This window comes from Barrientosiimonas humi, from assembly GCF_006716095.1.
In the GTDB taxonomy this organism is placed as follows: Bacteria; Actinomycetota; Actinomycetes; order Actinomycetales; family Dermatophilaceae; genus Barrientosiimonas; species Barrientosiimonas humi.
Genome location: NZ_VFOK01000002.1, coordinates 22,891 through 48,315 on the forward strand (window position 1 = coordinate 22,891; position 25,425 = coordinate 48,315).

Genomic DNA, 25,425 nt, shown 5'->3' on the forward strand with positions numbered 1-25,425 from the left:
GTGTCGGTCCACACCCTAGGCCAGGGCAGCCACCACGAGGACGATCGGGCAGGCGAGGATCAGCGCGGCCGCGAGCAGCGCCACGGCGGCGATCCCGCGGTGCGGGCCCGGGTCGCGCAGCTGCCGCAGACGTACGCCCGCCATCCCGGTGCCACCCCCCGCGCCCAGACCTGCCTCGGGGTGGTTGCTGCCGGCCAGGGTGACCAGCGCCGAGCCGAGGTCGCGGGGCCGGTGGTCGGCGACGGCGTGCTGGTCGGCGTGCAATTCGAGCAGCAGCCGCACCTCGTGCATGCCGGCGTTGCTGCGCACCCGCTCGGGCACCGCCGTGTGCAGGACGGTGAAGAACTCCAGCACCAGGTCGTGCCGGAAGCGCAGGTGGGTGCGCTCGTGGGCCAGCACCGCGCCGAGCTCGGTGGGGGACAGCCGCTGCAGGGTGCCCGCGCTCAGCACCACGCGGCTGCGGCGGCCGGGCAGGCAGTACGCCGTCGCCGTCGGGTGCTCCAGCACGCGCAGCGCCCGCCCGCCGTCGCTGCCGGGCAGACCGATGAGGTCGACCAGCTCGCGGTGCTCGCGGCGCGCGCGGCGCAGGGCGGTGCCGGTGCGGTGGCCGGTGAGCAGCAGCCGCGCCGCGAGGAACCCGGTCACCACGAACCCCGCCACCAGCATGATCGGGTTGAGCGCGAGCGCCGGCCCCTCACCGGTGACGGCCTGCTGCACCGCCACGGGCGCCGCCGCCAGCCCCGCGATCAGCGCCGCCAGGGAGATCGACTGCCACAGCACGAGCGCCGCCGCCGGCGCCTTGCGCAGCACCGTCAGCCGCGCGAGCAGCCGCGGCGCCGGCCCGGCCAGTGCCACGGACAGCAGCACGAGCGCGGCGGAGTACATGCCGGCCATTGTCGCTGGGCCGCCTGCTCGACGCTGGTCGAGTCGCCTCCCACGGTGGTCGAGCAGGCCGGAGCGAAGCGGAGGCCGTATCGAGACCAGGTCACCTGCTCGTGCGGTCACCGAAGGGCGCCGGGAGGCGTGAGTACGCGTGTGGTGACGTCGAACTCGCGAGTCGCCGAGGGCGTACGGCACCAGAGTGGTCACGAACTACCAAAGTGGTCGGTTGCAAGTGATGACCAGTCTGTTAGTTCGTGACCAGTCTGAGTGATTCTGGCCAGTCTGGGGCGGGGTCGGTCCTGACCCGACCGCACGATCCCGACACGACAGTGCGTTGTTGACACAAAGGGCTGCTACAGCACGCACGTCTGTCAACAACGCCTGTCCGTGTCAACAACGTCGGGCTCTGTCAGAAACGTCGCCACCGTGAGCCGCCAGACCAGGCCGACCACGGGCCGACTCCCGCTTCCAGGCGCCTTTCGGTGACCACAGCGCGAGCCGAGGGGTCTCGAAACGGCCTCCGCTGCGCTCCGGCCTACCCTTCGATACGCGCTCGTCCCTCGCGCTACTCAGGGCGTCGCTCGACCAGCGTGGGAAGCCCGCTCGACCACCTTGTCCCTCACAGCCACCCGTTCTCCTGGGCGGTGCGGGCGGCCTCGACGCGGGTGGCGGTGTCGGTCTTGCGGATCGCGGAGCTCAGGTAGTTGCGCACCGTCCCGGGGGACAGGTGCACCTGGGTCGAGATCGTGGCGACCGGGGCGCCCGACAGCGCCGCCCGGAGCACGTCGCGCTCGCGCTCGGTGAGCGGGTTGGGGCCGCCGAGCAGCGAGGCGGTCGCGAGGGTGGGGTCGACGACGCGCAGGCCCTGGTGCACTCGGCGTACGGCCTCGGCGAGCTCGCGCGCGGGCGTGTCCTTGACCACGAAACCGGTGGCGCCGGCGTCGATGGCCGCGCGCAGGTATCCCGGCCGCCCGAACGTCGTGACGATGATGCTGCGCACACCGGGCAGCTGCTCGCTCACCTCGCGGGCGGCCTCGATGCCGGAGCGGCCCGGCATCTCGATGTCGAGCAGGCAGACCTGCGCCTCGTGGGTGCGCGCGGCCTCGACCACCTCGTCGCCGCGCCCCACCTCGGCGACCACCTGCATGTCGCGCTCGAGGTCGAGCAGCGCGGCCAGAGCGCCGCGCACGAGGGCCTGGTCGTCGGCCAGCAGCAGTCGGATGCTCACGCGTCCACCCTCACAGCCGCACCGTCACGCTGGTGCCTCGCCCGTCGGGTCCGGGCACGATCTCCAGGCCACCGCCGGCCGCGGCGACCCGCTCGCGCAGGCCGCGAATCCCGTTGCCCTCCTTGAGGTCTCGCGGACCGACCCCGTCGTCGACCACGGTGAGCCAGGTGTCGCCCCAGGTGACCTGGCAGGAGTCGGCCCGGCTGTGGCGTACGACGTTGGTCACCGTCTCGCGCAGTGCCCAGGCGAGCGTGATGCGGTGCCGCGGGTCGACCTCGTCGGGGTCGGTGGGCAGGTCGGCGGCGATGCCGGCCGCGGCGAGCGCCTCGGCGGCGTTGCGGGTCTCCTCGTCGAGGCGGGTGACGCGCAGGCCCGCCACGGTCGCGCGGATCTCGGCGAGCGCCTGACGCGACAGCGACCGGATCTCGGCGATCTCGGCCTTGGCCCGCTCGGGGTCGAGGTCGACCAGCCGCTCGGCGAGCTCGGACTTCACGGTGACGACGGTGAGGGAGTGGCCGAGCACGTCGTGCACGTCGCGGGCGACCTGCTCGCGCTGGGCGGTGAGGGCGCGCTCCTCGGCAAGCGCGCGGTGCTCCTTGGCGCGGTGGTCGACCAGCCGCACGGTGAACACGACGACCGAGACCATCAGCACGATGATCGAGAAGACGATCGCGGCGGCGGGTTCGCCGGTGAGCACCGGCACGACGATGCAGCTGATCAGGGCGGCGATCGCCAGCGCCAACCCCTGCAGCAGCGGCAGCGACAGCACCCCGAGCGACACGACGAACGGCAGCATGCCGAGCGCTTCTTCGCGCACCAGCAGACCGAGGGTCACGGTGAGCGCCAGCAGCACCGCGAGGTGGCGCACCCCGAACCGTTGCTGCGCGGCCTCGTCAGCCTGCGCGTCGAGCCGGATCAGCCCGTGCAGGTAGACCGCGGCGAAGACGAGGATGAGCCCCACGCCCCCGACGCGCAGCCCCCACGGGTGGTCGCTGGTGACGACCGACTGGATCGGGAAGACCAGGAAGATCAGCCAGATCGCGCCCATGATCCAGCCGAAGCGTTCCCACGGCTCGCGCGGCTCCGGCGTCGACCCGTCCGCCGACCGGCCCACGCACCGGTCCACCGCCGGCGGCGCGGTGCGGTCAGCGGTGGCGGGGTCGGACGCTCGCCTCACTGGCGGCCCCGGCCGCGGCGCACCAGCCACGTCGCGAGCAGCGCGAAGATCAGGCCCCACACCGTGAGGTTGAGCAGGGGGACCCACAGCGGCTCGTACACCGGCTCGGCGGGGGCGGAGGTGTCGATCATGCGTCCCTCGGTCAACGGGTATCGCGCCAGGCTCACGTAGCCGTAGAGCGGGGTGAACTTCGCGATCGTCAGCATCGTGCCAGAGAGCGGGAAGAAGATGTTGCCGAGGAAGGCCATGATGACGAGCATCCCGGCTGCCACCGAGACGGCAGTCTCGCTGCGGAACGCCTGGGCCATCGCGAGCCCGTAGAGCGCGAACACCCCGGCGCCCGCCACCACCACGAGCGCGCTGAGCAGCCAGGCGCGTGCGGTGCCCTCGGCCCCGGTCAGCATGCCGATGCCGTAGATCAGGGCGATCGGGACGAGCGCCACCAGCACCGCGAGCACGCTCTTGACCAGCACGAACTGCCCGTCGCGCATGGGGGTCAGCCCGAGCTGGCGACCCCAGCCCTGCAGCCGCTCGACCGCCGCGGTGCCGCCGACCCCGGTGGTGGCGGTGACCGCGCCGTACGCCGCCATCGAGATGACGATGAACAGCGCCACGTTGCCGTTGCCGGCGTTCGCGGACTTGTACGACTGCGCGGCGCCGAAGATGACGTACATGAAGGCCGGGAGGCCGGCGGTGAAGAACAGGCCGGCGGGGTCGCGCACGATGCGCTTGAGCTCCATCCCGAGATAGGTGCGGTTCATGCCACGGGCTCCTTCGCGCTGTCGTCGGGCAGGTCCGCGGCGGCCGGGGCGCCGCCGGTGATGGTGAGGAACGCGGCCTCGAGCGACCCGCTGGAGATCTCCAGGTTGCGGGCGCCGAGGTCGCTCAGCAGCAGCCACGCGATCGCGTCGGAGTCGCCTGCGGCGACGGTGACCCGGTCGCCCTGCACCTGCACGTCGGCGACGTCGTCGATCGCCCGCAACCGGCGTACGACATCGGCCGGGTCTCCCGGCAGGTCGGCCGAGACCGTGCGGCCGCTCGCGCGGGAGCGGATCTGCTCGGCGGAGCCGTCGGCGACGACGCGGCCCCCGGCCACCATGACGATCCGCTCGGCGAAGGCGTCGGCCTCCTCGAGGTAGTGCGTCGCGAAGATGACCGTGCGGCCGGCGTCGGCATCGGCGTGCATGGTCGCCCAGAACGCGCGACGGGCGGCGACGTCCATGCCGGCGGTGGGTTCGTCGAGCACGAGCAGGTCGGGGTCGGGCAGCAGGGCGAGCGCGAACCGCAGCCGCTGCTGCTCGCCGCCCGAGCACTTGCCGACCTTGCGGCCGGCCAGGTCGCTCAGCCCCGCCTGCTCGATGACCTCGTCGACCGGTCGCGGCCGCTCGAACGTCGAGGCGATGACCTGCACCGTCTCGCGCACCGACAGGTCGCGCAGCAGCCCGCCGCTCTGCAGCACCGCCGACACCCGGCCGGCGTCGACCGCGGCGCGCGGCCGCTGGCCGAGCACGCGGGCGCTCCCGCCGGACGGCTCGGTCAGCCCGAGCACGACGTCCAGCGTCGTGGTCTTGCCGGCGCCGTTGGGTCCGAGCAGCGCCACGACCTGGCCCTGCGGCACGGTCAGGTCGATGCCGCGCACGGCCTGCACGGGCGGCTGGCCGGCGCGGCGGAACGTCTTCGTCAGACCGCGCAGCTCGACGGCGGGCGGCTCGTCGGCGGCACCGGGCCGGGCCGGTGCGGCGGCAGTGGTGAGGTCCATGCCCACCAGGCTCGGGCGTACGGCGGGCGGGCGGTAACGCGTTGCGTCACCGACTGCGCATGACAGGTGTCACGCCGAAGCCGTCGAGCAGTCCGTGCCCAAGCCGGTCGAGCAGCCCGTGCCCAAGCCGGTCGAGTAGCCCGTGCCCAAGCCGAGCCGTATCGAGACCTCTCGCGCCACCCACCAGGTCTCGATACACCGCGCTCGTCCCTCACGCGGCTACTCGACCAGCATGAGCCCCACGTCGGCCGAGCCGTATCGAGACCCGCCTCAGTCCAGCTGCTCCAGCGCCGCCCGCAGCTCGGCGATCTCCTCGGGCGTGGCCTCGTCGAGGAAGTGCATGAGCGTGGCCTGCCGCTGGGTGTCGGGCAGGTCCTCGAGCGAGGAGCGCATGCTGCGGGCGGTGAGCTCCTCGCGGGTGGCGGCGGGGGCGTATCGCCAGGCGCGGCCGTCGCGCTCGCGGCTGACCATCTCCTTCTTCGCCAACCGGTCGAGCACCGTCATCACGGTGGTGTACGCCGGGTCGCGGTCGGTCAGCCGGTCGACCACCTCGCGCACGGTCAGCGCGCCGTCGGCCGACCACAGCACGGTCATCACCGCGGTCTCGAGCTCGCCCATGGCGGCACGGGGCGCCTTGCTCATGTCGTGGTCCTCTCCGTGCGCGCGGCGACGGTCCAGCGTAGGTGGCGGTCGCAGCCGTCCAGACCCAGGGCCTGGTGGGTGACCAGGGCGACCGTGCGGCCGCGGCTGGCGGTGTGCAGGTCGGTGAGCACGCGGCGCGCGGTGGGCTGGTCGAGGTGCGCCACCGGCTCGTCGAGCAGCAGCACCGGACGGTCCGACAGCAGCGCCCGCGCGATCGCGAACCGGCTGCGCTCGCCGCCGGACATCCCGCGACCGCCGGCGCCGAGGTCGGTGTCGAGACCGTCGGGCAGGCCCGCGAGCCACGACCCGAGACCGGCCTTGGTCAGCGCGTCACGCACCGCGGTGTCGTCGGCACCGGGGCGTGCCAGCAGCAGGTTGGCCCGCACCGTGCCGGTGAACAGGTGCGGCTCGTCGTCGACGACGGCGACCTGCGCCCGGGCGCTGGCCAACGAGACGTCCTGCGCGTCGTGGCCGTTGATCGTGCTCCGGCCGCTGACCGGGTCGAGGTGCCGTGCGAGCACCGACAGCATGGTCGACTTGCCGCACCCGTTCGGACCCGTGATCGCCAGGTGCTCACCTGGGCGGATCACGCTGTCGGGCAACGTGATTCGTGCAGAGTCGGGGTGCCACGCGGCGACGACCTCGTCGGTGCCCAGCGTGCGGCCGGTGGCCGGCGCGAGGTCGGGCAGGCCGGGGGTGTCGGAGACGGCCGGCTCCTGGTCGAGCAGGTCGGCGACCCGGTCGCGGGCGGCGCGCGAGCGGGCCCAGGCGCCCATCGCGTCGGGCAGCGTGCCGAGCACGTCGCCCAGCGCGAGCGGCATGAGCAGCAGCAACGCGGCGATCGGTGCGATGACCTGGCCGTCGGCGAGGGCGCCCGCGACGACGTACGCCATCGCGGCCGTCGCCAGGCCGGTCACCACGGGTGTCGCGGTGGCGCCGAGGGCTCGTCCGCGCGCCTGGCGCAGAGCGGCGCGCTCGGCCTGCGCCTGGGCCTCGTCGAGCTGGTCGAGCGCCAAGCCGGTCGCCGAGATCGCTTGCAGCTCAGTGGTCTTCGTGGTCGCGACGTGCGCTGCGCGGGCGATGCCGGCGCGCGCGGCCACGCTGTCGCGCTGCCCGGCGAGCTCGCCCGCGAGGTCGAGCCCGGCGACGACTGCGGCCGCGACCAGTGCAGCCGCGATGACGAGCGCGGCGGGCGGGAGCAGGCTGCCCGCGACCACCGCGGCCCCGACGCCGGCGAGGGTCGCGGCGACGAGCGGCACGACCACGCGCACCTGCGCGTCGACCTCGTCGTCGAGGTCGCGCACGAAGCCGGTGAGCAGGTCGGCGCGGCGGCGGCGTCCGAGGCGGGCGGGGGTGAGCGGGATCAGCGCGCGATAGGCGCTGGTGCGCCGGTCGCTCAGCTCGGCCAGGGCCGCGTCGTGCGAGCGGACCCGCTCGGCGTAGCGGAAGACCGGACGCGCGATGCCGAACGTGCGCACCAGCACGATCGCGACGATCAGCGTGAGGATCACCGGCTGCTCCGCTGCGCGCACGATCAGCCAACCGCTGGTGGCGGTCAGCGCCACCGAGCTCGCGGCGGCCAGACCGCCGAGCGCCCCGGCGACGAGCGTGCCGCGCGTCGGTCGCAGCAACGGCCGCCGCGGGATGCGCGCAGCGGTGGAGCGGGCCGGAGCGCCCACGCTGGTCGAGGAGGCCGGAGCTCGCACGCTGGTCGAGGAGGCCGGAGCGCCCACGGTGGTCGAGGAGGCCGGAGCGCCCACGGTGGTCGAGGAGGCCGGAGCGCCCACGCTGGTCGAGTAGGCCGGAGCTCGCACGCTGGTCGAGTAGGCCGGAGCGCTAGCGGAGGCCGTATCGAGACCCGTGGAGCTGGTCTCGATACGGCTCGCCCTGGGGGGCTCGCCTACTCGACCGCCGTGGGGGGCGGGCTCGCCTACTCGACCGCCGTGGGGGGCGGGCTCGCCTACTTGACCGCCGTGGGGGGCGGGCTCGCCTGCTCGACCACCGGCGGGAGAAGGCTCGTCGGCCGCACCGGCGTGCGGGGCCTGGAGCTCGACCACCTGGTCGGCCAGGGCGAGCAGCTCGGGGTCGTGGGTGACGGCGATGACGACGCGGTTGCGGCCGAGGGTGACGAGCTCGTCGCGCAGAGCCGCGGCGGCGCCCTCGTCGAGGTGGGCCGTGGGCTCGTCGACGAGCAGCACGGACGCATCGCTGAGCCGGGCGCGCTCCAGCGCGAGCCGGGCGCGCTGGCCGGCCGACAGGCCGAACCCGTCGTCGCCCAGCACGGCTCCGCTCGGCACGCCAGGGAGCAGGCCGACCTGGTCGGCGGCGGCGCGGGTGCCGAGGGCGAGGTTCTCGCTGGTCGTCATGGGTGCGACGAACGGCTGCTGGGTCACCAGGTGCACGGCAGGGCGCTCGACGGTGCCGGTGCTGGCTGTGCGCACGCCCGCGACGACCTCGAGCAGCGTGCTCTTGCCCGCGCCGGAGGGTCCGCTGACGATGGTTAGCCCGCGCCCCGCGGTGAACGAGACCGGTTGCAGCGCAACGGTCTTCGCCCCGGGGTGGCGGTAGGAGACGTCGCGCACGACGACCTGATGTTGCGTGCTGCCCGGACCGCCGGTCGTCGCGCTGGTCGCGGCGGTCGTCGCCACGCTCGTGTCGCCGGCCACGTCGCCGCTCGCGTCGCCGGGCTCGTCGGCGAGCAGCCGGTCGAGCGCCTCTGCGCCGTCGGCGGCGGCGTGGAACTCCTGGCCCACGCGCCGGACGGGCCAGTACGCCTCGGGCGCCAGCAGGATCGCCGTCAGCCCGACCCCGAGCGCCATGCTGCCGTGGGCCAGCCGCAGCCCGACCGCGACGGCCACGATCGCCACCGAGATGGTGGCCAGCAGCTCGAGCGCGGCCGAGGACAGGAACGCGGTGCGCAGCGTGCGCAGCGTGGCCCGGCGGTGCCGGTCGCCGACGCGGTCGACCTGGTTCAGCTGGGCGTCGGCCCGGCCGAAGTTGACCAGGGTCGGCAGCCCGCGCACGACGTCGAGGAAATGCCCTGCGAGCGTGACGGACTCGCGCCACCGGGCCTGCGTCTCGTCGCGCGTGTGCTGCCCGATCAGCGCCGCGAAGACAGGGAGCAGCGGCAGGGTCAGCAGCACGATCAGCGCACTGAGCCAGTCGACCCAGGCGAGGGCGATCAGCGTCGCTGCCGGCACCACGGCCGCGGCGACGAGGGTGGGGAGGTAGCGGGCGACGTACGGCTCGATGGCGGCGGCACCGTCGGTGCTGTCGGTGAGCGCGGCGGCGGCGTCAGCGCGCTGCTCCGCCGGGCGGCACAGCCACGCGCCGAGCCGGCGCCGGCGTACGGCCGAGGCCACGACGCTCCCGGCGCGGGCCGCCGCCAGCTCCTGCCCGCCCGCGACCAGACCTCGCGCGGCCAACAGCACGACCAGGGCCACGGCGGGGGTGGCGAGCGAGCGCTGCTCGACGAGGGCGACCACGAGCGCCGCGAGCGCGAACGCCTGGCCGACCGCGAGCAGGCCGCCGACGACCCCGAGCGCCCCGAGAACCGCCAGGGGAGAACGGGTCTCGGGGAACGCTCGCAGCAGGCGCGGGTCGAACGGACGCATCAGCTCTCGACTCGTTCGATCTGCGGCGCCGACTCCTCGGACAGCATCTGGATGCTGACCCGCTTGCGGAACACCCAGTAGTTGTAGGCGCTGTAGGCGAGCACGATCGGCAGGAAGATCACCGCGGCCCAGGTCATGATGGTCAGCGTGAGGTGGCTGCTCGCCGCGTTGGTGGTGGTGAGCGACCAGGCCTCGTTGGTCGAGGACGGCATGACGTCGGGGAACAGCAGCAGGAAGTAGGTCGCGACGGTCATGCCGATCGTCACGAAGGTGCCGGCGAACGCCGCGCCCTCGGCCCCGCGCCGGTTGAACGCGAGGGCGGCGACCAGCGCCACGACGGCCACCGCGGAGGTCGCCCAGGTGAGGGCGGTGCCGTCGGAGGCGACGCCAAGCCACAGCAGCAGCGCCGCGACGAGCACCCCGGCGACGACCCCGACGCGGGCGCCGAGACCACGCGCCAGCTCACGCACGTCGCCCTTGGTCTTCAGCGCGACGAAAAAGGCGCCGTGGGCCAGCGACACCACCACGTGGGTGACACCGCCGAGCAGGCTGAGCGGGTTCAGCAGGCTGAGCAGGCTGCCGGTGAACTCCATGTTCTGGTCGATCGGCAGACCGCGCACGGTGTTGGTGAGGGCGACGCCCAGCAGCAGCGGCGGGAGCACCGAGCCGAACACGATCATCAGGTCCCAGCGCCGGCGCCAGGTCATGTCGTTGCGCTTGGGGCGGTACTCCAGGCCGACGTTGCGCACGATGAGCGCCACCAGCACGAGCAGCAGCGGGAGGTAGAAACCGCTGAACATCGTGGCGTACCAGTGCGGGAACGCCGCGAACATCGCGCCGCCCGCGGTGATCAGCCAGACCTCGTTGCCGTCCCAGAAGGGGCCGATGGTGGTGAGGACGAGCCGCCGGCGCTTCTCGGTCTCCGCGGCGTTCTTGCCCTTGCCGACGATCGGCAGCATCATCCCGACGCCGAAGTCGAAGCCCTCGAGGATGAAGTATCCCGTCCAGAGCACGGCGATGAGGATGAACCAGACAGTGGTGAGTTCCATGGGGTGTCAGTCCTTTTCGCGTGTCAGTAGGAGAACGAGAGCTGGTCTTCGCCCTCGTGCTGCGTGACGGGCTCGTACGGTTCGGCGCCCTTGCGGACGTACCTCATGAACAGGCGGACCTCGACGACGGCGAGTGCGGCGTACAGCAGGGTGTACACGGTCATCGAGATGATGATGTCGCTGGACGTGACGCTCGGAGAGACGCCCTGCGCGGTGGTGTAGACGCCGAACACCACCCACGGCTGCCGGCCCATCTCGGTGAAGATCCAGCCGAAGCTGTTGCCGAACACCGCGGCCAGCGGCGCGATGACCAGCAGCGGGCCCCACCAGCGCTGCATGGGCACCCGGTTCTTGCGGATCGAGAACAGCGCGAGCGCGGCGATGGCGGCGGCGGCGACGCCGGCCCCGATCATGAACCGGAAGTTCCAGTACGACACCGGGATGTTCGGGACGTAGCTCGCCGAGTAGGTGACCGGGTTGTCCTTGTACTTCTCCTGGTAGGCCGCCTCCAGGTCGCGGATGCCCTCGACCTTGCCGTCGAACGAGCCGGTGCCGAGGAAGCTCAGCAGGCACGGGACCTCGACGATCTCCTTGGCCTCGGAGCCGTCGAGGGTGCCGATGCTCAGCACCGAGAAGTTGGCGCACTGCCCGTCGGGCGGGGTGTCGTACAGCGCCTCGGCGGCGGCCATCTTCATCGGCTGCACCTCGGTCATGACCTTGCCCTGCAGGTCGCCGGTGATGGCGACGCCGATGCCGGCGATCAGGGTGACGACGGCGCCGGCCTTCACGGCCTTGCGGTACATCGGGATGTCCTCGGTGCGCTCCTCGGAGCGACGGTGCCGGCGCATCATGAACAGGGCGACCGACATGACGATCGCGCCGCCGACCATGAAGCACGCGGTGACGACGTGCGGGAAGGCGACCAGCTGCACCTTGTTGAGCAGCACCGCCACGAAGTCGGTCAGCTCGGCGCGGTTGGTCTCGGGGTTGAACCGCCAGCCGACCGGGTTCTGCATGAACGAGTTGGCGGCCAGGATGAAGTAGGCCGACAGCAGCGTGCCGATGTGCACGATCCAGATGCACGCGTTGTGCAGCTTCTCGGGGATGCGGCCCCAGCCGAACAGCCACAGCCCGAGGAACGTCGACTCCAGGAAGAACGCCAGGAGGGCCTCGAGCGCGAGCGGGGCGCCGAAGATGTCACCGACGAAGCGGGAGTAGTTCGACCAGTTCATCCCGAACTGGAACTCCTGCACGATGCCGGTCACCAGCCCGAGGGCGAAGTTGATGGTGAACAGCTTCCCGTAGAACTTCGACAGCCGCATGTACTCCGGCTTGCGGGTGCGCAGGTACGCCGTGTGGAACGCCGCGACGAACGCCGACATCCCGATCGTGATGGGGACGAACAGGAAGTGATAGACGGTCGTGATGGCGAACTGCCACCGCGCCAGATCGAGGTTTCCCACCGGGCTGCTCCTGGGACGAGCGGTTGCTACTACATGACGTAGTGGACGGTACTCCTACGTCGTGTAGGAGACAACTCGTTCGCGGAAACCGCCCGCAGAGCTGGTCGAGTAGCCGGCGAGGGACGAGCCGGCGTATCGAGACCACGCCGTCCTTCTACCCTTGGCGCATGACCGATCCCGCGTCCGCCCTCGCCCCTCGTGTCCAGGCCGCCATCGTCGCCGCCCTGGGCGATGAGTTCGAAGGGGCCGACCCGGTGATCCGTCCGTTCACGCTCAAGCCCAAGAAGGGCCAGCAGGCCGCGCCCGCCCCGGCCGCCGACCTCCAGATCAACGCCGCGATGGCCCTGGCCAAGCGGGCCGGCAGGCCGCCGCGCGAGGTCGCCCAGGCGATCGTGGACGCGCTGCGCGAGCAGGGCATCGACGACCTCGCGACCGACCTCGAGGTGGCCGGCCCGGGCTTCGTCAACGTCACCCTCGCCGACAGCTGGGTCGCGGACGCCGCCCAGGACCTGCTCGCCGACGACCGCGTGGGCGTACCCACCCCGCCGGCGCAGGTCATCCCGCTGGACTACTCCTCGCCCAACGTGGCGAAGGAGATGCACGTCGGCCACCTGCGCACGACCGTGGTCGGCGACTCGCTCGCGCGCACCCTCGAGCGGCTCGGCCACCGGGTCGTCCGGCAGAACCACATCGGCGACTGGGGCACGCCGTTCGGGATGCTCGTGGAGCACCTGCTCGAGGTCGGCGAGACCTCCGAGGAGGCTGCGCTGCTGGAGACCGACCCCAACGAGTTCTACAAGGCTGCGAACGCGAAGTACAAGGCCAGCAAAGACGATTCGGCGCCCGACTCGTTCGCGGCGCGCGCCCGCAAGCGGGTCACCCTGCTGCAGAGCGGCGACCCCGACACGCTCCGCATCTGGGAGCGGCTGCTCGACCGGTCGAAGGCGTACTTCAACCGGGTCTACACCGAGCTCGGCGTCACGCTGACCGACGCCGACCTCGACGGGGAGTCGCGCTACAACGACGAGCTGGGGCCGATCTGCGAGGACCTCGAGCGCACCGGCGTCGCCGAGATCAGCGACGGTGCGCTGTGCGTCTTCCTCGACGGGTTCACCGGGCGCGACGGGCAGCCGCTGCCGGTGATCGTGCGCAAGTCCGACGGCGGCTACGGCTACGCCACGACCGACATCGCGGCGCTGCGGCACCGCTCGCTCGACCTCGACGCCGACCGGGTGATCTACGTCGTCGGCGCCCCGCAGAACCTGCACTTCCGCATGGTGTGGGCCGCGACGCGCAAGGCCGGCTGGCTGCGCGACAAGACCGAGCCGCTGCACGTGCAGATCGGCAACGTGCTCGGCACCGACGGCAAGATCCTGCGCACCCGCTCCGGTGACCTGGTCTCGCTGCAGTCGCTGGTCGACGCAGCCATCGAGAAGGCCGGCACGGTCGTCGCCGAGTCACGGCCCGACCTCGACGAGCAGCAGCGCGCGAGCATCGCCGAGGCCGTGGGCGTGGGCGCGATCAAGTACGCCGACCTGTCCGTCTCGCACGACAGCGAGTACGTCTTCGACCTGGACCGGATGGTCGCGCTCACCGGCAACACCGGCCCCTACCTGCAGTACGCCGCCGCCCGGATCCGCTCGATCCTGCGCCGCGCCGACGCGGCCGAGACCCCCGGCCCGATCGTGCTCACCGAGCCGGCCGAGCGCACCCTGGCCCTGCGCCTGCTCGACTACGGCAAGGTCGTCGCGGAGGTCGGCGAGTCCCTCGAGCCGCACCGGCTCGCGGCCTACCTGTTCGACCTGGCCCAGGCGTTCACCGGGTTCTACGAGCAGTGCCCGGTGCTCAAGGCCGAACCGGCCGAGGTCAAGGCCAGCCGCCTCGCCCTGTGCGCCCTCACCCTGCGCGTGCTGGTCGACGGCTTGTCGCTGCTCGGGATCAGCGCACCCGAGGAGATGTGACCGGTCGGCCGAGGTGGTTGGTCTCGCGGGCTTCCCAAGGCCCGTCGCCTCGGTCGTGGGTCACCGAAAGGCGCCGGGATGCGGGAGTCGGCCCGTGGTCGGGTCGGTCTGGCGGCGCACGGTGGTGACGTTGCTGACAGGGCCCGACGTTGTTGACACGGGTTGACGTTGTTGACAGACGTGCGTGCTGTAGCAGCACTTCGTGTCAACAACGTGCGGTCGTGTCGAGATCGTGGGGTCGGGTCAGGACCGACCCCGCCCAGACTGGCCAGAATCTCTCAGACTGGTCGCGAGCTAACAGACTGGTCACTTTCAACCGCCCCGTTGTTAGTTGGTGACCACTCTGGCGATGTACGCCATCGGCGACTCGCGAATCCGACGTCACCACAGGCGTACTCACGCCTCCCGGCGCTTTTCGGTCACCACGCGAGTACGTGAGCGGTCTCGATACGGCCTCGCCTAGCGGCTCGACCCACTCGACCAGCCTGATCGTCAGGCGTCGGGGTAGCCGTGGGGGTTGGCGGACTGCCAGCGCCAGGTGTCGACGCACATGTCGTCGATGGTCTTGGTGGCCTTCCAGCCGAGCTCGCGCTCGGCGCGCGTGGGGTCGGCGTACGTCGCCGGCAGGTCTCCCGCCCGGCGCGGCGCGATCTCGTGCGGCAGGTCGTGGCCGACCGCCCGCTCGAAGGCGCGGAGCACCTCCATCACCGAGGTGCCCTGGCCGGTCCCGAGGTTGTAGGCACGGGCCGAGTCCTCTTGTCGCGCAAGGTGTTCCAGCGCGGCAAGGTGACCGGCGGCGAGGTCCTCGACGTGGATGTAGTCGCGCAGGCAGGTGCCGTCGGGGGTGTCGTAGTCGTCGCCGTAGACCTTCAGCAGGTCGCGCCGCCCCACCGCGACCTGCGCGATGTAGGGCACCAGGTTGTTCGGGATGCCGCTGGGGTCCTCGCCGATCTGGCCCGAGGGGTGCGCACCGATCGGGTTGAAGTAGCGCAGCAGCGCCACCTTCATGCCGGGCGTCGTCGCCGCGACGTCGCGCAGCACCTGCTCGTTGAACACCTTGGTCCAGCCGTAGGGGTTGCTCGACTCCAGCGGCCACCACTCCTCGCTGTAGGGCAGCGGCGCGTTGGGGCCGTAGACCGTCGCGGAGGAGGAGAAGACCAGGTTGCCCACCCCGTGCCGCCGCATCGCGCGCACGAGGGAGAAGGTCGAGTCGAGGTTGTTCTCGTAGTACTCCAGCGGCTTCTCGACGCTCTCGCCGACGGCCTTGAGCCCGGCGAAGTGCACGACCGCGTCGACCTCGGTCTCGGAGAAGATCTGGTCGGTCTTGTCGCGGTCGGTGAGGTCGATGCCGTGCAGCGGAATGTGCTTGCCGGACAACGACTCCAGCCGGTTGACGACCGTCGGCTTGCTGTTGGAGAAGTCGTCGACCACGACGACGTCGTGCCCCGCGCCGAGCAGCGCCAGGACGGTGTGGGAGCCGATGTAACCGGCTCCGCCGGAGACGAGAACGCGCATGCGCACACCCTAGAGGTGGGGCTGTGTGTCCCTCGTCGCACTCTCGGCAGATCCGGAATGCCGCTCGGCAACGGTCTCGTTGCGTCCACGGAGCCGTACGCCGTCAGGAAGTTGATCACGCATGTCCACCCCCTCCCGCGCCACCGTCGTGAAGGGCGCCGCCTGGGCGATCCCCACGATCGCGCTGGCGTCGGCCGCCCCCGCCACGGCTGCCTCGCCCCTCCCGTGCCCCACCGTGCCGGGCGGCAGCGACTGGTCGCTGACGTACAGCGGCACTCTCGGCCCGGCCTCGACGGGCGCCTACTCCTGGAACTCGACCGGCACCCAGTGGACGGTCTACCGCGACAACGGATCCAGCTCATCGACGCTGACCTTCACGACGACCACGACGATCTCGAACCTCATCGTCGGGCGGTCGTACTCGATGCGCATCCCGATCAGCTGGGGCTACGGCAACGGCGTCGCCAGCCAGAGCACCGGCGCCACCGCGCGGGTGATCGTGGACGGCACGACGGTGCTCAGTCGCGCGACCCGTTCGAGCGCCGGCCTCGGCACCTCTCCCGGCGGCGCGACCTACACCGCGACGTCGTTCACGGCCACGTCGACGTCGATGCAGCTGCAGTACCAGGTCATCATCAGCGCCAAGACCTCCCAGGCGAACGACGACATCATCATGTCGGTCCCGACGTTCGCCAACTGCGTCTGACCGGCTGACCCGCGCCCGGCGCCCGCTGTCATGCTGGGCGCCGTGGAGTGGACGACCCATCACCTCGACCGGCTGGCCAACCTGCGCTTTCGCACCGAGCGCGGTGGGCACGTCGAGTCCGACGTCGACCTGCTGATCGGCAACGTCGTCGCCTGCATGCGGGCGGGCCGGCAGATCCCCGACGCCACCCAGTTCGCCCTCCCCACGCGCACGATCGGTCAGGGGTACGCCCGCGCGGACGTGCGCGAGCTGGTCACCCTGCTCCAGGGCTGGCGGGCCGACTGGACGGGCGCTCCCGCGCCCGCCCCCGAGCCGCGGGCGGCGCGCGGGCCGACGCCGCTGCGCTGGACGCAGGCGCAGATGGACTGGGTGCGCGAGAAGCGGTTCCGCACCAAGCGTGGTGGCTACGGCGTCGACGAGGTCGACGACCTGCTCGACTCGGTGCTCGTCGCGATGGCGCACGGCCAGCGCCTGCCCGACATCCAGGGTGCGGTGTTCAGCTCCACGAGCTTGCGCCCCGGCTACGACATGGTCGAGGTCGACGGCTTCCTGGACGAGCTGATGACTCAGCGCCCCGAGGACGCCTGACCCGCGGCGTAGACCTGCACGTAGATGTCGCCCAGCGTGGGTGAGGTGTGGAGGAAGACAGGGCGGCCGACGGGTCGCATCCCCACCGCCAGGCGGTCCAGCACCGCCTGGTCGGCCGCGGTCCAGTCGGGGTCCGCAGCCGCCCGGGCGGCCAGGATGCAGGTCGGGCGCCGCGCCAGTTGACGCTCGACGGGGATGGACTGGACCGCGTCGTTGCCCAGCCACGAGCCCATCGCGGCGCTGCGGGCCGGCAGCCACAGGTATCCACCCGGAGCGCCGACCACGAGGGCGCGCGCCTCGGCCGGGCAGCGGTCGGCCAGCGTCTCGACCGCCCGGATCCGGGTGACGGAACTGTCCGAAACCCACAACCCGGCAGCCGGGCCGCTCGTGACCAGGTTGCGCTGCTGGAACGTCGTTCCCTCGTTGAAGACGACGGCCGTCAGGCACGCACCCGTGATGAGCGCGGGAGCCAGCAGACCCACCTGCCAACCGCGGCCGAGGTCCGGACGGCTCAGGAACTGCGCGAACGCGACGAAGACCGCGAGCGCGAACGGTGCCCCGCCCGCCGCGATCGCGCCGAAGGTGAACCCGGAAGCCGTCATGGCCTGCACCCCGAGCAGGCTCGGCAGCGTCACCGCGCTGAGCAGGAGCAGCTGTCGGGTCGCGGCATCGCGCCCCGCGCAGCGCACTGCGATCGGCAGCAGCACCACCGACGCCAGCACCCCCATCGCCCCGGGGTAGGTGCCGTCGTCGATGTCCAGCATGTTGGCGCCGGGCTGGGCGCTCGCGAACCACAGCAGCAGGCCGGCCGCGGCCAGCGCGGCCGCCGCTGCGGCCTGCCGCCAGGGAAGGACGGCGGCGGCGGCCGCAGCAAGCAGGGCCAGCGGTAGCTTGCCCGGCTCGGTGAGGTAGCCCCCGAGCCAGGACGAGAAGAGGTCGAGCACGCTGCCCAGCCCTCCGGTGGCCGGTCGGGCCGTGCGCTGGTCCGCCACCGACTGCTCGACCTGGTCCCACCCTGGTCCGACGGTGAGGAAGACGAGCAGCGCCACGACGACGAGCGCGGCGGGGAGGGCTAGGTTGCGCCCGATCTGCGCCCAGCTCGCCCCCTGCCGGCGCAGCACCACGAGAAGCGCGAGCAGCAGGCAGACCGCTCCGGGTGTCACCCCTGGGAAGGCGATCGATGCGACGGGCGCAGCCACCGCCGCGGTCGGCAACCACCCGCGCGGTCGCGCGTGCACTGCCGCAAATCCAGCGCAGGTGGCCAGCAGCAGCCCGAACATCGCGACCGTGTTGTAGGTCGTGCCGATCACGGCGTAGGGCAGGGCAAGCGTCACTCCGCACAGCCCCGCGGCGACCGGGAGCGGCGGCAGCGTCGGCGTCAGCGCCCGCTGGCACACAAGCACGACGACGGCGATCCACGCGACCGTGAACAGGCGGGTGGCCAGGATCAGCCCGGTGCTGCCGAAGGCGGCCTCCCACACCAGCACGAACGGCGCCGCGGGAAGCGAACCGAAGACGTGCAGGCCCTGCTCGTCGGCCAGCGGCATCGCTCCGTGCGCCACCCGCCGCGAGAGCACGAGCGGGTAGCTGCCGTCGGCCAGGTCAACCCCCAGGAACGACCGCAGCGTGAGATAACCGAAGGTGAGTCCGAAGAGCGCCGTGACTGCTGCCTGCCCCCCGAGTCCTCCCCGCCGGAGGCGAGTCAGCACGGGTGAACGGTAGACCCTCTATCGCTGCGGGCGGGTGGCTTCGGCCAGGATCCGCAGCAGCAGGTCGATCACCTGCTGCGCCAGGTTCGGCTTCTGCCGGGCGTAGCCGTCGGCGGTCGGCAGCTGCGGGCCCTGCGCCTTCGACCCGACCTCGAAGACCTGGCTGTCGTCGGGCAGCGGCACCGCCGGACACACCGAGTCCTGGGCGATGAGCTTGCCCTTGGTGAGGAAGTCGTACGCCGCGGTGGTGACGCAGGCGTTCTTGCTGCCGACGACGGCGCCGTGGTCGCCCTGGTTGTCGACCACGAGCATCCGGGTCGAGGGCGACGCGCGGTGCGCGCTCATGGCGTTCTCGTACGACGTCGCCGGGTCGAGCTCGGTCTGCACCATCATCATCGGCGGGGCCTTGCTGACGTCGACCTTGGTCTGCGGGGCGGTGTACGGCCAGTAGGCGCAACGGTTCTCGACGACGTCGTACCCGGTGAGGGGGTACTTCTTGCCGAGGTTGAACGCGTTCGCGGCGTACGTCAGCGGCTGCTTGTTCCACGGGGTGTCGTTGCACGTGACGGCCATGAAGGTCGTGCTCTCGCGGTAGTCGGTGTAGCCGTCGCCGCCGCTGGACATCAGCGACCGCTTGGCCTGGCGCAGCGCGTCCGGATCGCCGTCGGTCGCCTTGTCCAGCAGACCCAGCAGCGTCGCCGCCGAGACGAAGCCGGGGTCGCCGTACATCTCCGACGCGAGCACGTTGTCGATGAGCGACGGGGTGAACACGTCGAGCCGGCCCTCACCGGCGGCCTTGCGCACCTTCTCGTAGACGCCGTTGACCGCGCGGTTGTCGGTGCCCAGGCCGTACGTCGCGTCGTGCCGGGCCGCCCACGGCAGGAACTGCTGGTCCCACCGCCGCTGGAAGGCCATCGGCTGGTTGCCGAAGGTCTTCGCGAACGGGGCGGTGAACTCGGTGTTGCTGTCGAGCACGAACCGGCCGACCTGCTTCGGGAACAAGGTGGCGTAGCGGCTGCCCAACCAGGTGCCGGCCGAGACGCCGTAGTAGTCGACCGTGCCGGCGCCGAGGATGCGGCGCACCAGGTCGTGGTCGCGGGCGGTGTTGTCGGAGGTGAGGAACGGCAGCAAGCCGCCGTGCTTGGCGACGCAGTCGGTGACGCTCTTCTTCACCCGCGACTGCACGGTCGTGACCTGCGCGGGCGTGAGGTTGCGGTTGTCGTCGACGCCGGTGCGCGGCGGGTCGCAGCTGACCGACGTCGAGTCGCCGGTGCCCCGCGGGTCGACGCCGATCACGTCGTGGGTCTGCGCCAGCGGCGACAGCTTGGCGACCACGGCCGAGAAGCGGGCCGCCGGCGCGCCCGGGCCGCCGGGGTTGGTGAACAGCACGCGCGCGTCGGGGTTGTCGCTCTTGGTGCGCGCCACCATCAGCGTGATGTCGCCCTTGCCGGGGTCGAAGTAGTCCTTCGGCGCGGTGATGCGCGCGCAGGTCGTCTTGTCCGAGAGGGCGGTGACGACTCGCATGCTCGAGGGGCAGGTGTCCTCGCTCCAGCTGACCTGCTGCCCGACGTAGCGACTCAGGTCGGCCATCGGCCGCTGCGGCGCCGGGGCCTGCGCACCCGGCGCGGTGCCGGCCGAGCTGGTCGCGCTGGACGACGACGAGCGCGGCACGGTCGGGCCGGAGGCCTCCTGGCAGGCCGACAGCGCGGTCGCGGTCGTGAGGGTCAGCGCCATCACGGTGGCGAAACGGGCGTGCGAGCGGGTCATCGGTTCCTCCCCGGGGGACGCCCGACGGACGGGCGGGTGAAGTCCTGCCTCCGACGCCGGTGCGGCGGCGCCGGTTCCTGCGGCCGAACCCCAGCTGGTCGAGGAGGCGGGGCCTGCGGAGCCGTATCGAGACCTCACCGCTCACGCTGGTCGACGATCCGGCGCGCCTTGCCGACCGAGCGCTCGATGCCGCCCTCGCCGACGACCTCGACGCGGGCGCTGGTGCCGATGCGGGTCTTGATCTGCTCGGCCAGCGTGCGGCCCAGCTCGCTGCGCCGCTCGGCGGTGACGTGCGGCTCGGCCTCGGCGCGCACGGTGAGCTCGTCGAGCCGGCCGGGCCGGGTGAGCACGCACTGGAAGTACGCGGTCAGCCCGGGCAGCGCCAGCACCAGCTCCTCGATCTGGGTCGGGAACACGTTGACGCCGCGCACGATCATCAGGTCGTCGGAGCGGCCGGTGACCTTCTCCATCCGCCGCATCGCCGGGCGCGCGGTGCCGGGCAGCAGCCGGGTGAGGTCGCGCGTCCGGTAGCGCACGACCGGCATCGCCTGCTTGGTGAGCGAGGTGAAGACCAGCTCGCCCGGCTCCCCGTCGGGCACCGGGTCGCCGGTCAGCGGGTCGACGATCTCGGGCAGGAAGTGGTCCTCCCAGACGTGCAACCCGTCCTTGGTCTCGACCGCCTCCTGCGCGACCCCCGGCCCCATCACCTCGGACAGCCCGTAGATGTCGGTCGCGTGCATGCCGCCGCGCTGCTCGATCTCCGCCCGCATCGCCGGCGTCCACGGCTCGGCGCCGAAAACGCCTATCTCCAAGGGAGATTCGGCCGGGTCGATGCCCTGCGCCTGCATCTCGTCGAGCAGGGACAGGAAGTACGACGGCGTCACCATGATCGCCCGCGCACCGAAGTCGTGGATCAGCTGGATCTGCCGCTCGGTCTGCCCGCCCGACATCGGGACGGCGGTGCAGCCGAGCCGCTCGACGCCGTAGTGAGCGCCGAGCCCGCCGGTGAACAGGCCGTACCCGTAGGCCACGTGCACCACGTCGCCGGGACGCACCCCCGCCGCCCGCAGCGACCGCGCCATGAGCCCGGCCCAGGTGTCGATGTCGTCGCGGGTGTAGCCCACCACCGTCGGCTTGCCGGTCGTGCCGCTGGACGCGTGCACCCGCACCACCTGCTCACGCGGCACCGCGAACATCCCGAACGGGTAGTTGTCGCGCAGGTCGCTCTTCTGCGTGGTCGGCGCGTGCCGCAGGTCGTCGAGCGTCTTGACGTCGCGCGGGTGAAACCCCTTGTCGTCGAACGCCTTTCGATAGTGCGCGACGTTGTCGTACGCATGCTGCAGCGACCACTGCAGCCGCACCAGCTGCTCGGCGCGCAGCTGGTCGAGCGACCAGCGCTCGGCCTCGTCGAGCAGCTCGCTCCCGTCGCTGACGGGCGGCACACCGGCCATGCTCAGGCGTCCTTCCTCGGGGGCAGGGCGCGCGAGCGCCCGCGGAACTCCGCCACGAGCGCCCCGTCGGACTCGCGCGTGACGGTGACGTCGGTGACTCCGCTGCGGCCGTAGGTCGCTCGCTCGCGGCCCTCGGCCAGCAGCACGTCGCCGAGCCGGGTCGAGGTGACGAACACGATGTCGGCGCCGGCCGCGACGGTCAGGCGGCCGGAGGCGTTGCAGGTGAGCGCGAACGTCGAGTCGGCCAGCGTGAACACGAAGCCGCCGTGGGTGATGTCGTGGCCGTTGACCATCGGCTCGGCGACCGCCATGCGGGTGCGGGCGAACCCGCGCCCGTCGGCGTCGACCCCGACCTCCTCGAGCGTGATGCCCAGCCGGCGCGAGGCCTCGTCGGAGGCCCACATCTGCTCCACGTGGCCCAGGTCGGTCATGCCGGCTCCTGCGCCGCGCCGTGGTCCTCGCCCGTAGCGTCGCGCTCGTCGGCACCGTCGAGGCTGCCGTCGGTGAGCGCGGGGCTCGGGCGGTAACGGCCACCCGGGAAGTGCGCGTCGAGCTCGACCAGCTGGGCGTGCACGGTGTTGAACCCGATCTCGCGCCCCCACTCGATCGGGCCGCGGGGGTAGTTCGTGCCGAGCCGCATCGCGGTGTCGACGTCGGCGGCGCTCGCCTCGCCGCGGGCCACGAGGTCGACGGCCTCGTTGACCAGCATCGCCAGCGTGCGCGCGACCGGATCGGTCTCGACGGGCGCGTCGGGGGCGGTCAGCTCGGCTGCCCGCCGCTCGTCGGGCTCGGCGCCGAGCGGGGAGCCGGCGGGGTCGTACTCGAAGACGCCCCGGCCGGCCTTGCGGCCGAGCCGGCCCTCGGCGACCAGGCCGCGCTGCCACTCGGTCGGTTCGTAGCGCGGGTCGCGCCCGGTCTGCTCCCAGACGGACTCGCCGACCGCGAGGTTGACGTCCTGGCCGATGAGGTCGGTGAGCGCCATCGGGCCGAGCCGGAAGCCCTCGCGGGTGAGGGCGTAGTCGAGGGTGGCGGGGTCGATGGTGCCGTCGGCGACCATCCGCTGGCCCTCGCCGTAGAACGGCCGCGCCACCCGGTTGACGATGAATCCCGGTGTGGCAGAACAGGTCACGGGCGTCTTGCCCCAGGCGCGCATCAGGTCGGTGCACCGCGCCAGCAGCGCCTCGCCGTCAGCCGTCGCGTTGTGCTCGCCGCGCACGACCTCGACCAGCTTCATCAGCGGCGGCGGGTTGAAGAAGTGCAGCCCGACCAGCCGGTGCGGCTGCGGCAGACCCTCGGCGATGTCGGTGGTGCTGAGGCTGGAGGTGTTGGTCGCGAGCACCGTGTCCGGCGCCTGGGTGGCGGCGAGCGTCGCGAACAGCTCGCGCTTGGTCGCGAGGTCCTCGCGGGCCGCCTCGATCACCAGGTCGACCGACGGCAGCTGTTCGACGCCGGCGGCCGTGCGCACGCGGGCGAGGGCGGCGTCGGCCTCGGCGGTGCTCATCCGGCCCTTGTCCACCTGGCGCGCCCACACCGCCCGCAGCGACTCGCGCGCCCGGTCGGCCGCCCCCGGGGCCACGTCGACCAGCGTCACCTCGCAGCCGGCCTGCGCGGCGACCTGGGCGATGCCGGTGCCCATCGCGCCCGCCCCGACCACCGCCACCGCAGGGGTCCAGGCGTCACCGTCGGCCGTCACGTCGCTGTGTGCCATGGGTCACATGGTGGCAGGGGGTCGAGGGCGGTTCGCAGCGACCAGGGAGAATCGGGACCCGTGAGTGAACGTGCAGCGCTGGCCCGCGACGTCGACGCCGCCAGCCGGGTGTCCGGGGAGTTCACGCTGCGGTCCGGCCAGGTCGTCAGCGAGTACTTCGACAAGTACCAGTTCGAGTCCGACCCGGCGCTGCTGCGGCGGGTGGCCGAGCAGCTGCGACCGCTGGTGCCCGAGGGCACCGACCTGCTCGGCGGGCTCGAGCTCGGCGGCATCCCGATCGTCACGGTGCTCAGCAGCCTCACCGGGCTGCCCGCGGTCTTCGTGCGCAAGGAGGCGAAGACGTACGGCACGTGCCGGCTCGCCGAGGGCGCCGACGTCAGCGGGCGGCGGGTGACCCTCGTCGAGGACGTCATCACCACCGGCGGCGCGGTGCGCGACGCGGCCCGCGAGCTCCGCGCCCGCGGCGCCACCGTCGAGGTCGTGCTGTGCGCGATCGACCGCAGCCCGGAGCCCGGGCAGGCGCTGCGCGACGTCGGCCTGGAGACGCGGTACGTCTTCGCCCGCTCCGACCTCGACGCGGCTCGGGGGGTGGCCGGCTGATGGCCGAGTCGCGTTGGCCCGCAGCGGTTTTCGATCTCGACGGCACGCTCGTCGACACCGTCCCGCTCATCGTCGCGTCCTACCAGCACGCCTTCCGCACCCACCTCGGCCGCGAGGAGGACGAGGCGCTGATCCGCAGCTGGATCGGGCAGCCGCTCATCCGCGCCTTCCGGTCGGTCGACGAGACCAAGGCCGACGCGCTCTACGACACCTACGTCGGGTGGAACCAGGACAACACCGAGCGGCTCATCCGCCCGTTCGAGGGCGCCGCCGAGCTGCTGACGGCGCTGCACGACGCCGGCGTGACCGTGGCGGTCGCGACCTCCAAGCGGCGGCCGCAGGCGCAGCGGGCGCTGGAGCTGACCGGGCTGGCCGGGCTCGTCGAGCCGACCGTGACCCTCGAGGACACCGACGCCCACAAGCCCGACCCCGCCCCGATCCTGCTGGCCTGCGAGCGGATCGGCGTCGCTCCCGAGCGGGCGGTGTACGTCGGCGACGCCGCCGTCGACGTGCGCGCCGGGGCGTCGGCCGGGCTCTCGACCATCGCCGTCACGTGGGGCGCCGGCACCGGCACCGACCTCGCCGGCGCCGCACCCACCGGGACCGCGCACAGCTTCGCCGAGCTGCAGTCGCTGCTGCTGCGCTGACGCCGGCACCAGGCCGGCGTGGCGCCGGTGCGAACCCGGCCACCGCGCCGGTGAGAGTGCGCGACACGCCCAGCGATCGCGTACGACATGGGCCACTCGCGCACTCTCACGCCGGCCGGGGGCGCCCCAACTCAGCTGAACAGGATGCCGCCGTCGATCATCACCGACTGCCCGGTCATGTAGTCCGAGTCGGGCCCGGCGAGGAAGGAGACGTAGCCCGCGACGTCGGCGCCCGTCGAGACCCGGCCCAGCGTGATGAGCTCGGCCATCGCGGCCATCGACTCGCCCTTGCCGACCTGGTTGATGTCGCCGAGGTCGCGGTCGATCTCCTCCCACATGGTGGTGTCGACGATGCCGGGGCAGTAGGCGTTGACCGTGATGCCGTGCTCGGCCCACTCCTGCGCCGCGGCCTGGGTGAGCCCGCGCACCGCGAACTTGGTGGAGCAGTAGACCCCGAGCAGCGCGAACCCCTTGTGCGCGGCGATCGAGGCGGCGCCGATGATCTTGCCGCCGTTGCCCTGCTCGATCATCTGCCGCGCGGCCTCGGTGTAGCACAGGAAGACGCCGCGCCCGTTGACGGCGTGGACCTGGTCGTACTCCCGCGGCGAGACGTCGAGCAGCGCCTTGGTCTGCGCGATGCCGGCGTTGGCGACCATCACGTCGAGCGACCCGAGCGCCTCGGCCGTGCCCTGCACCAGCCCGCGCACCGACTCGGCGTCGCTGACGTCACCGGTCAGCGCCACCGCCCGCACGCCCAGTCCCTCGAGCTCGGCGCGGGTCTGCTCCAGCGTCTCGGCCATGCTCGGCAGGTCGCTGACGACCAGGTCGTGGCCGTCCTCGGCGAGCCGGGTCGCGATCGCCTTGCCGATGCCGCGCGCCGCTCCGGTGATGTGGACGTTGCTCATGTGCCTCGCTCCTCGGGTGGGTTGCCTGTCGCGGGAGTGTCTGCCGCGGTCCGC

The 25,425-nt window shown here is 72.3% G+C and carries 21 protein-coding genes; 5 read left to right on the top strand and 16 right to left on the bottom strand.

Annotated elements, in window-relative coordinates; all coding sequences use genetic code 11:
- Positions 1-15: 15 nt before the first annotated feature.
- From FB554_RS15875 to FB554_RS15915, 9 genes are all read right to left on the bottom strand, one after another.
- Positions 16-885: a M56 family metallopeptidase gene (locus tag FB554_RS15875; RefSeq protein ID WP_142007660.1), complete on the bottom strand. Its 870-nt coding sequence runs from the start codon at positions 883-885 to the stop codon at positions 16-18.
- A gap of 616 nt (positions 886-1,501) precedes the next feature.
- Positions 1,502-2,110, bottom strand: coding sequence for a response regulator transcription factor (locus FB554_RS15880; RefSeq protein ID WP_142007661.1), 609 nt, complete (start codon positions 2,108-2,110; stop codon positions 1,502-1,504).
- A gap of 10 nt (positions 2,111-2,120) precedes the next feature.
- Complete coding sequence (locus tag FB554_RS15885) at positions 2,121-3,224, bottom strand: sensor histidine kinase (RefSeq protein ID WP_236022175.1); 1,104 nt, start codon at positions 3,222-3,224, stop codon at positions 2,121-2,123.
- A gap of 59 nt (positions 3,225-3,283) precedes the next feature.
- The gene (locus tag FB554_RS15890; RefSeq protein ID WP_142007662.1) at positions 3,284-4,048 is read right to left on the bottom strand and encodes an ABC transporter permease; all 765 of its coding nucleotides are present in this window, start codon (positions 4,046-4,048) and stop codon (positions 3,284-3,286) included.
- Entirely contained in the window at positions 4,045-5,046 is a 1,002-nt protein-coding gene (locus FB554_RS15895) for an ABC transporter ATP-binding protein (protein ID WP_142007663.1), read from the bottom strand. Before FB554_RS15895 ends, FB554_RS15890 begins: the two co-directional genes overlap by 4 nt.
- Before the next feature lie 270 nt (positions 5,047-5,316).
- Positions 5,317-5,688: a BlaI/MecI/CopY family transcriptional regulator gene (locus FB554_RS15900; protein ID WP_142007664.1), complete on the bottom strand. Its 372-nt coding sequence runs from the start codon at positions 5,686-5,688 to the stop codon at positions 5,317-5,319.
- Positions 5,685-9,302 (bottom strand): thiol reductant ABC exporter subunit CydC, encoded by a 3,618-nt coding sequence (gene cydC, locus FB554_RS17740; RefSeq protein WP_142007665.1) that lies wholly within the window; start codon positions 9,300-9,302, stop codon positions 5,685-5,687. The genes FB554_RS15900 and cydC overlap by 4 nt, the downstream gene beginning before the upstream one ends.
- Positions 9,302-10,351: a cytochrome d ubiquinol oxidase subunit II gene (gene cydB / locus FB554_RS15910; RefSeq protein WP_142007666.1), complete on the bottom strand. Its 1,050-nt coding sequence runs from the start codon at positions 10,349-10,351 to the stop codon at positions 9,302-9,304. Before cydB ends, cydC begins: the two co-directional genes overlap by 1 nt.
- Positions 10,352-10,374: 23 nt before the next feature.
- The gene (locus FB554_RS15915; protein WP_142007667.1) at positions 10,375-11,814 is read right to left on the bottom strand and encodes a cytochrome ubiquinol oxidase subunit I; all 1,440 of its coding nucleotides are present in this window, start codon (positions 11,812-11,814) and stop codon (positions 10,375-10,377) included.
- Positions 11,815-11,981: 167 nt separating this feature from the next.
- Between FB554_RS15915 and argS the strand changes: the two genes are divergently transcribed.
- Complete coding sequence (gene argS, locus FB554_RS15920; RefSeq protein ID WP_142007668.1) at positions 11,982-13,775, top strand: arginine--tRNA ligase; 1,794 nt, start codon at positions 11,982-11,984, stop codon at positions 13,773-13,775.
- 492 nt (positions 13,776-14,267) lie between these two features.
- Here argS and galE read toward each other — a convergent pair whose 3' ends face one another.
- The gene (galE, locus tag FB554_RS15925; protein WP_142007669.1) at positions 14,268-15,290 is read right to left on the bottom strand and encodes a UDP-glucose 4-epimerase GalE; all 1,023 of its coding nucleotides are present in this window, start codon (positions 15,288-15,290) and stop codon (positions 14,268-14,270) included.
- Between the two features lie 121 nt (positions 15,291-15,411).
- On the opposite strand from galE, the gene FB554_RS15930 reads away from it, so the two are divergent.
- A complete protein-coding gene (locus FB554_RS15930) occupies positions 15,412-15,996 on the top strand; it encodes a hypothetical protein (protein WP_142007670.1) in 585 nt (194 codons plus the stop codon).
- Positions 15,997-16,038: 42 nt separating this feature from the next.
- Positions 16,039-16,584 carry a DivIVA domain-containing protein gene (locus FB554_RS15935; protein ID WP_170206949.1) on the top strand — a complete coding sequence of 182 codons (546 nt, stop codon included), beginning with the start codon at positions 16,039-16,041 and terminating at the stop codon, positions 16,582-16,584.
- Here the strand turns inward: FB554_RS15935 and FB554_RS15940 are convergent.
- The 5 genes from FB554_RS15940 to FB554_RS15960 form a co-directional block, all read right to left on the bottom strand.
- Positions 16,563-18,293, bottom strand: a complete 1,731-nt coding sequence (locus tag FB554_RS15940; RefSeq protein WP_142007672.1) for a hypothetical protein — start codon at positions 18,291-18,293, stop codon at positions 16,563-16,565. The genes FB554_RS15935 and FB554_RS15940 overlap by 22 nt on opposite strands.
- Positions 18,294-18,311: 18 nt before the next feature.
- The gene (locus tag FB554_RS15945; protein ID WP_142007673.1) at positions 18,312-20,060 is read right to left on the bottom strand and encodes an alpha/beta hydrolase; all 1,749 of its coding nucleotides are present in this window, start codon (positions 20,058-20,060) and stop codon (positions 18,312-18,314) included.
- Between the two features lie 134 nt (positions 20,061-20,194).
- Positions 20,195-21,511, bottom strand: a complete 1,317-nt coding sequence (gene paaK, locus FB554_RS15950; RefSeq protein ID WP_142007674.1) for a phenylacetate--CoA ligase PaaK — start codon at positions 21,509-21,511, stop codon at positions 20,195-20,197.
- 2 nt (positions 21,512-21,513) lie between these two features.
- Positions 21,514-21,942, bottom strand: a complete 429-nt coding sequence (locus FB554_RS15955) for a hotdog fold thioesterase (RefSeq protein ID WP_142007675.1) — start codon at positions 21,940-21,942, stop codon at positions 21,514-21,516.
- Entirely contained in the window at positions 21,939-23,219 is a 1,281-nt protein-coding gene (locus FB554_RS15960; protein ID WP_142007676.1) for a 3-hydroxyacyl-CoA dehydrogenase NAD-binding domain-containing protein, read from the bottom strand. Before FB554_RS15960 ends, FB554_RS15955 begins: the two co-directional genes overlap by 4 nt.
- A 60-nt stretch (positions 23,220-23,279) precedes the next feature.
- Between FB554_RS15960 and pyrE the strand changes: the two genes are divergently transcribed.
- On the top strand, positions 23,280-23,819 hold the full coding sequence (gene pyrE, locus FB554_RS15965; protein ID WP_142007677.1) for an orotate phosphoribosyltransferase: 540 nt from the start codon (positions 23,280-23,282) through the stop codon (positions 23,817-23,819).
- Positions 23,819-24,466: an HAD family hydrolase gene (locus FB554_RS15970; protein ID WP_142007678.1), complete on the top strand. Its 648-nt coding sequence runs from the start codon at positions 23,819-23,821 to the stop codon at positions 24,464-24,466. The genes pyrE and FB554_RS15970 overlap by 1 nt, the downstream gene beginning before the upstream one ends.
- A gap of 131 nt (positions 24,467-24,597) precedes the next feature.
- Here the strand turns inward: FB554_RS15970 and FB554_RS15975 are convergent, their stop codons facing one another.
- Positions 24,598-25,371, bottom strand: a complete 774-nt coding sequence (locus FB554_RS15975) for an SDR family oxidoreductase (protein ID WP_142007679.1) — start codon at positions 25,369-25,371, stop codon at positions 24,598-24,600.
- Positions 25,372-25,425: the final 54 nt, after the last annotated feature.

Excerpts from the sequence above, each read along its gene's own strand:
- FB554_RS15875 (WP_142007660.1), bottom strand. The coding sequence starts at position 885 with ATGTACTCCGCCGCGCTCGTGCTGCTGTCCGTGGCACTGGCCGGGCCG.
- FB554_RS15890 (WP_142007662.1), bottom strand. The coding sequence starts at position 4,048 with ATGAACCGCACCTATCTCGGGATGGAGCTCAAGCGCATCGTGCGCGAC.
- FB554_RS15895 (WP_142007663.1), bottom strand. The coding sequence starts at position 5,046 with ATGGACCTCACCACTGCCGCCGCACCGGCCCGGCCCGGTGCCGCCGAC.
- FB554_RS15900 (WP_142007664.1), bottom strand. The coding sequence starts at position 5,688 with ATGAGCAAGGCGCCCCGTGCCGCCATGGGCGAGCTCGAGACCGCGGTG.
- cydC (WP_142007665.1), bottom strand. The coding sequence starts at position 9,302 with ATGCGTCCGTTCGACCCGCGCCTGCTGCGAGCGTTCCCCGAGACCCGT.
- cydB (WP_142007666.1), bottom strand. The coding sequence starts at position 10,351 with ATGGAACTCACCACTGTCTGGTTCATCCTCATCGCCGTGCTCTGGACG.
- argS (WP_142007668.1), top strand. The coding sequence starts at position 11,982 with ATGACCGATCCCGCGTCCGCCCTCGCCCCTCGTGTCCAGGCCGCCATC.
- galE (WP_142007669.1), bottom strand. The coding sequence starts at position 15,290 with ATGCGCGTTCTCGTCTCCGGCGGAGCCGGTTACATCGGCTCCCACACC.
- FB554_RS15930 (WP_142007670.1), top strand. The coding sequence starts at position 15,412 with ATGTCCACCCCCTCCCGCGCCACCGTCGTGAAGGGCGCCGCCTGGGCG.
- FB554_RS15945 (WP_142007673.1), bottom strand. The coding sequence starts at position 20,060 with ATGACCCGCTCGCACGCCCGTTTCGCCACCGTGATGGCGCTGACCCTC.
- paaK (WP_142007674.1), bottom strand. The coding sequence starts at position 21,511 with ATGGCCGGTGTGCCGCCCGTCAGCGACGGGAGCGAGCTGCTCGACGAG.
- FB554_RS15955 (WP_142007675.1), bottom strand. The coding sequence starts at position 21,942 with ATGACCGACCTGGGCCACGTGGAGCAGATGTGGGCCTCCGACGAGGCC.
- FB554_RS15960 (WP_142007676.1), bottom strand. The coding sequence starts at position 23,219 with ATGGCACACAGCGACGTGACGGCCGACGGTGACGCCTGGACCCCTGCG.
- FB554_RS15970 (WP_142007678.1), top strand. The coding sequence starts at position 23,819 with ATGGCCGAGTCGCGTTGGCCCGCAGCGGTTTTCGATCTCGACGGCACG.
- FB554_RS15975 (WP_142007679.1), bottom strand. The coding sequence starts at position 25,371 with ATGAGCAACGTCCACATCACCGGAGCGGCGCGCGGCATCGGCAAGGCG.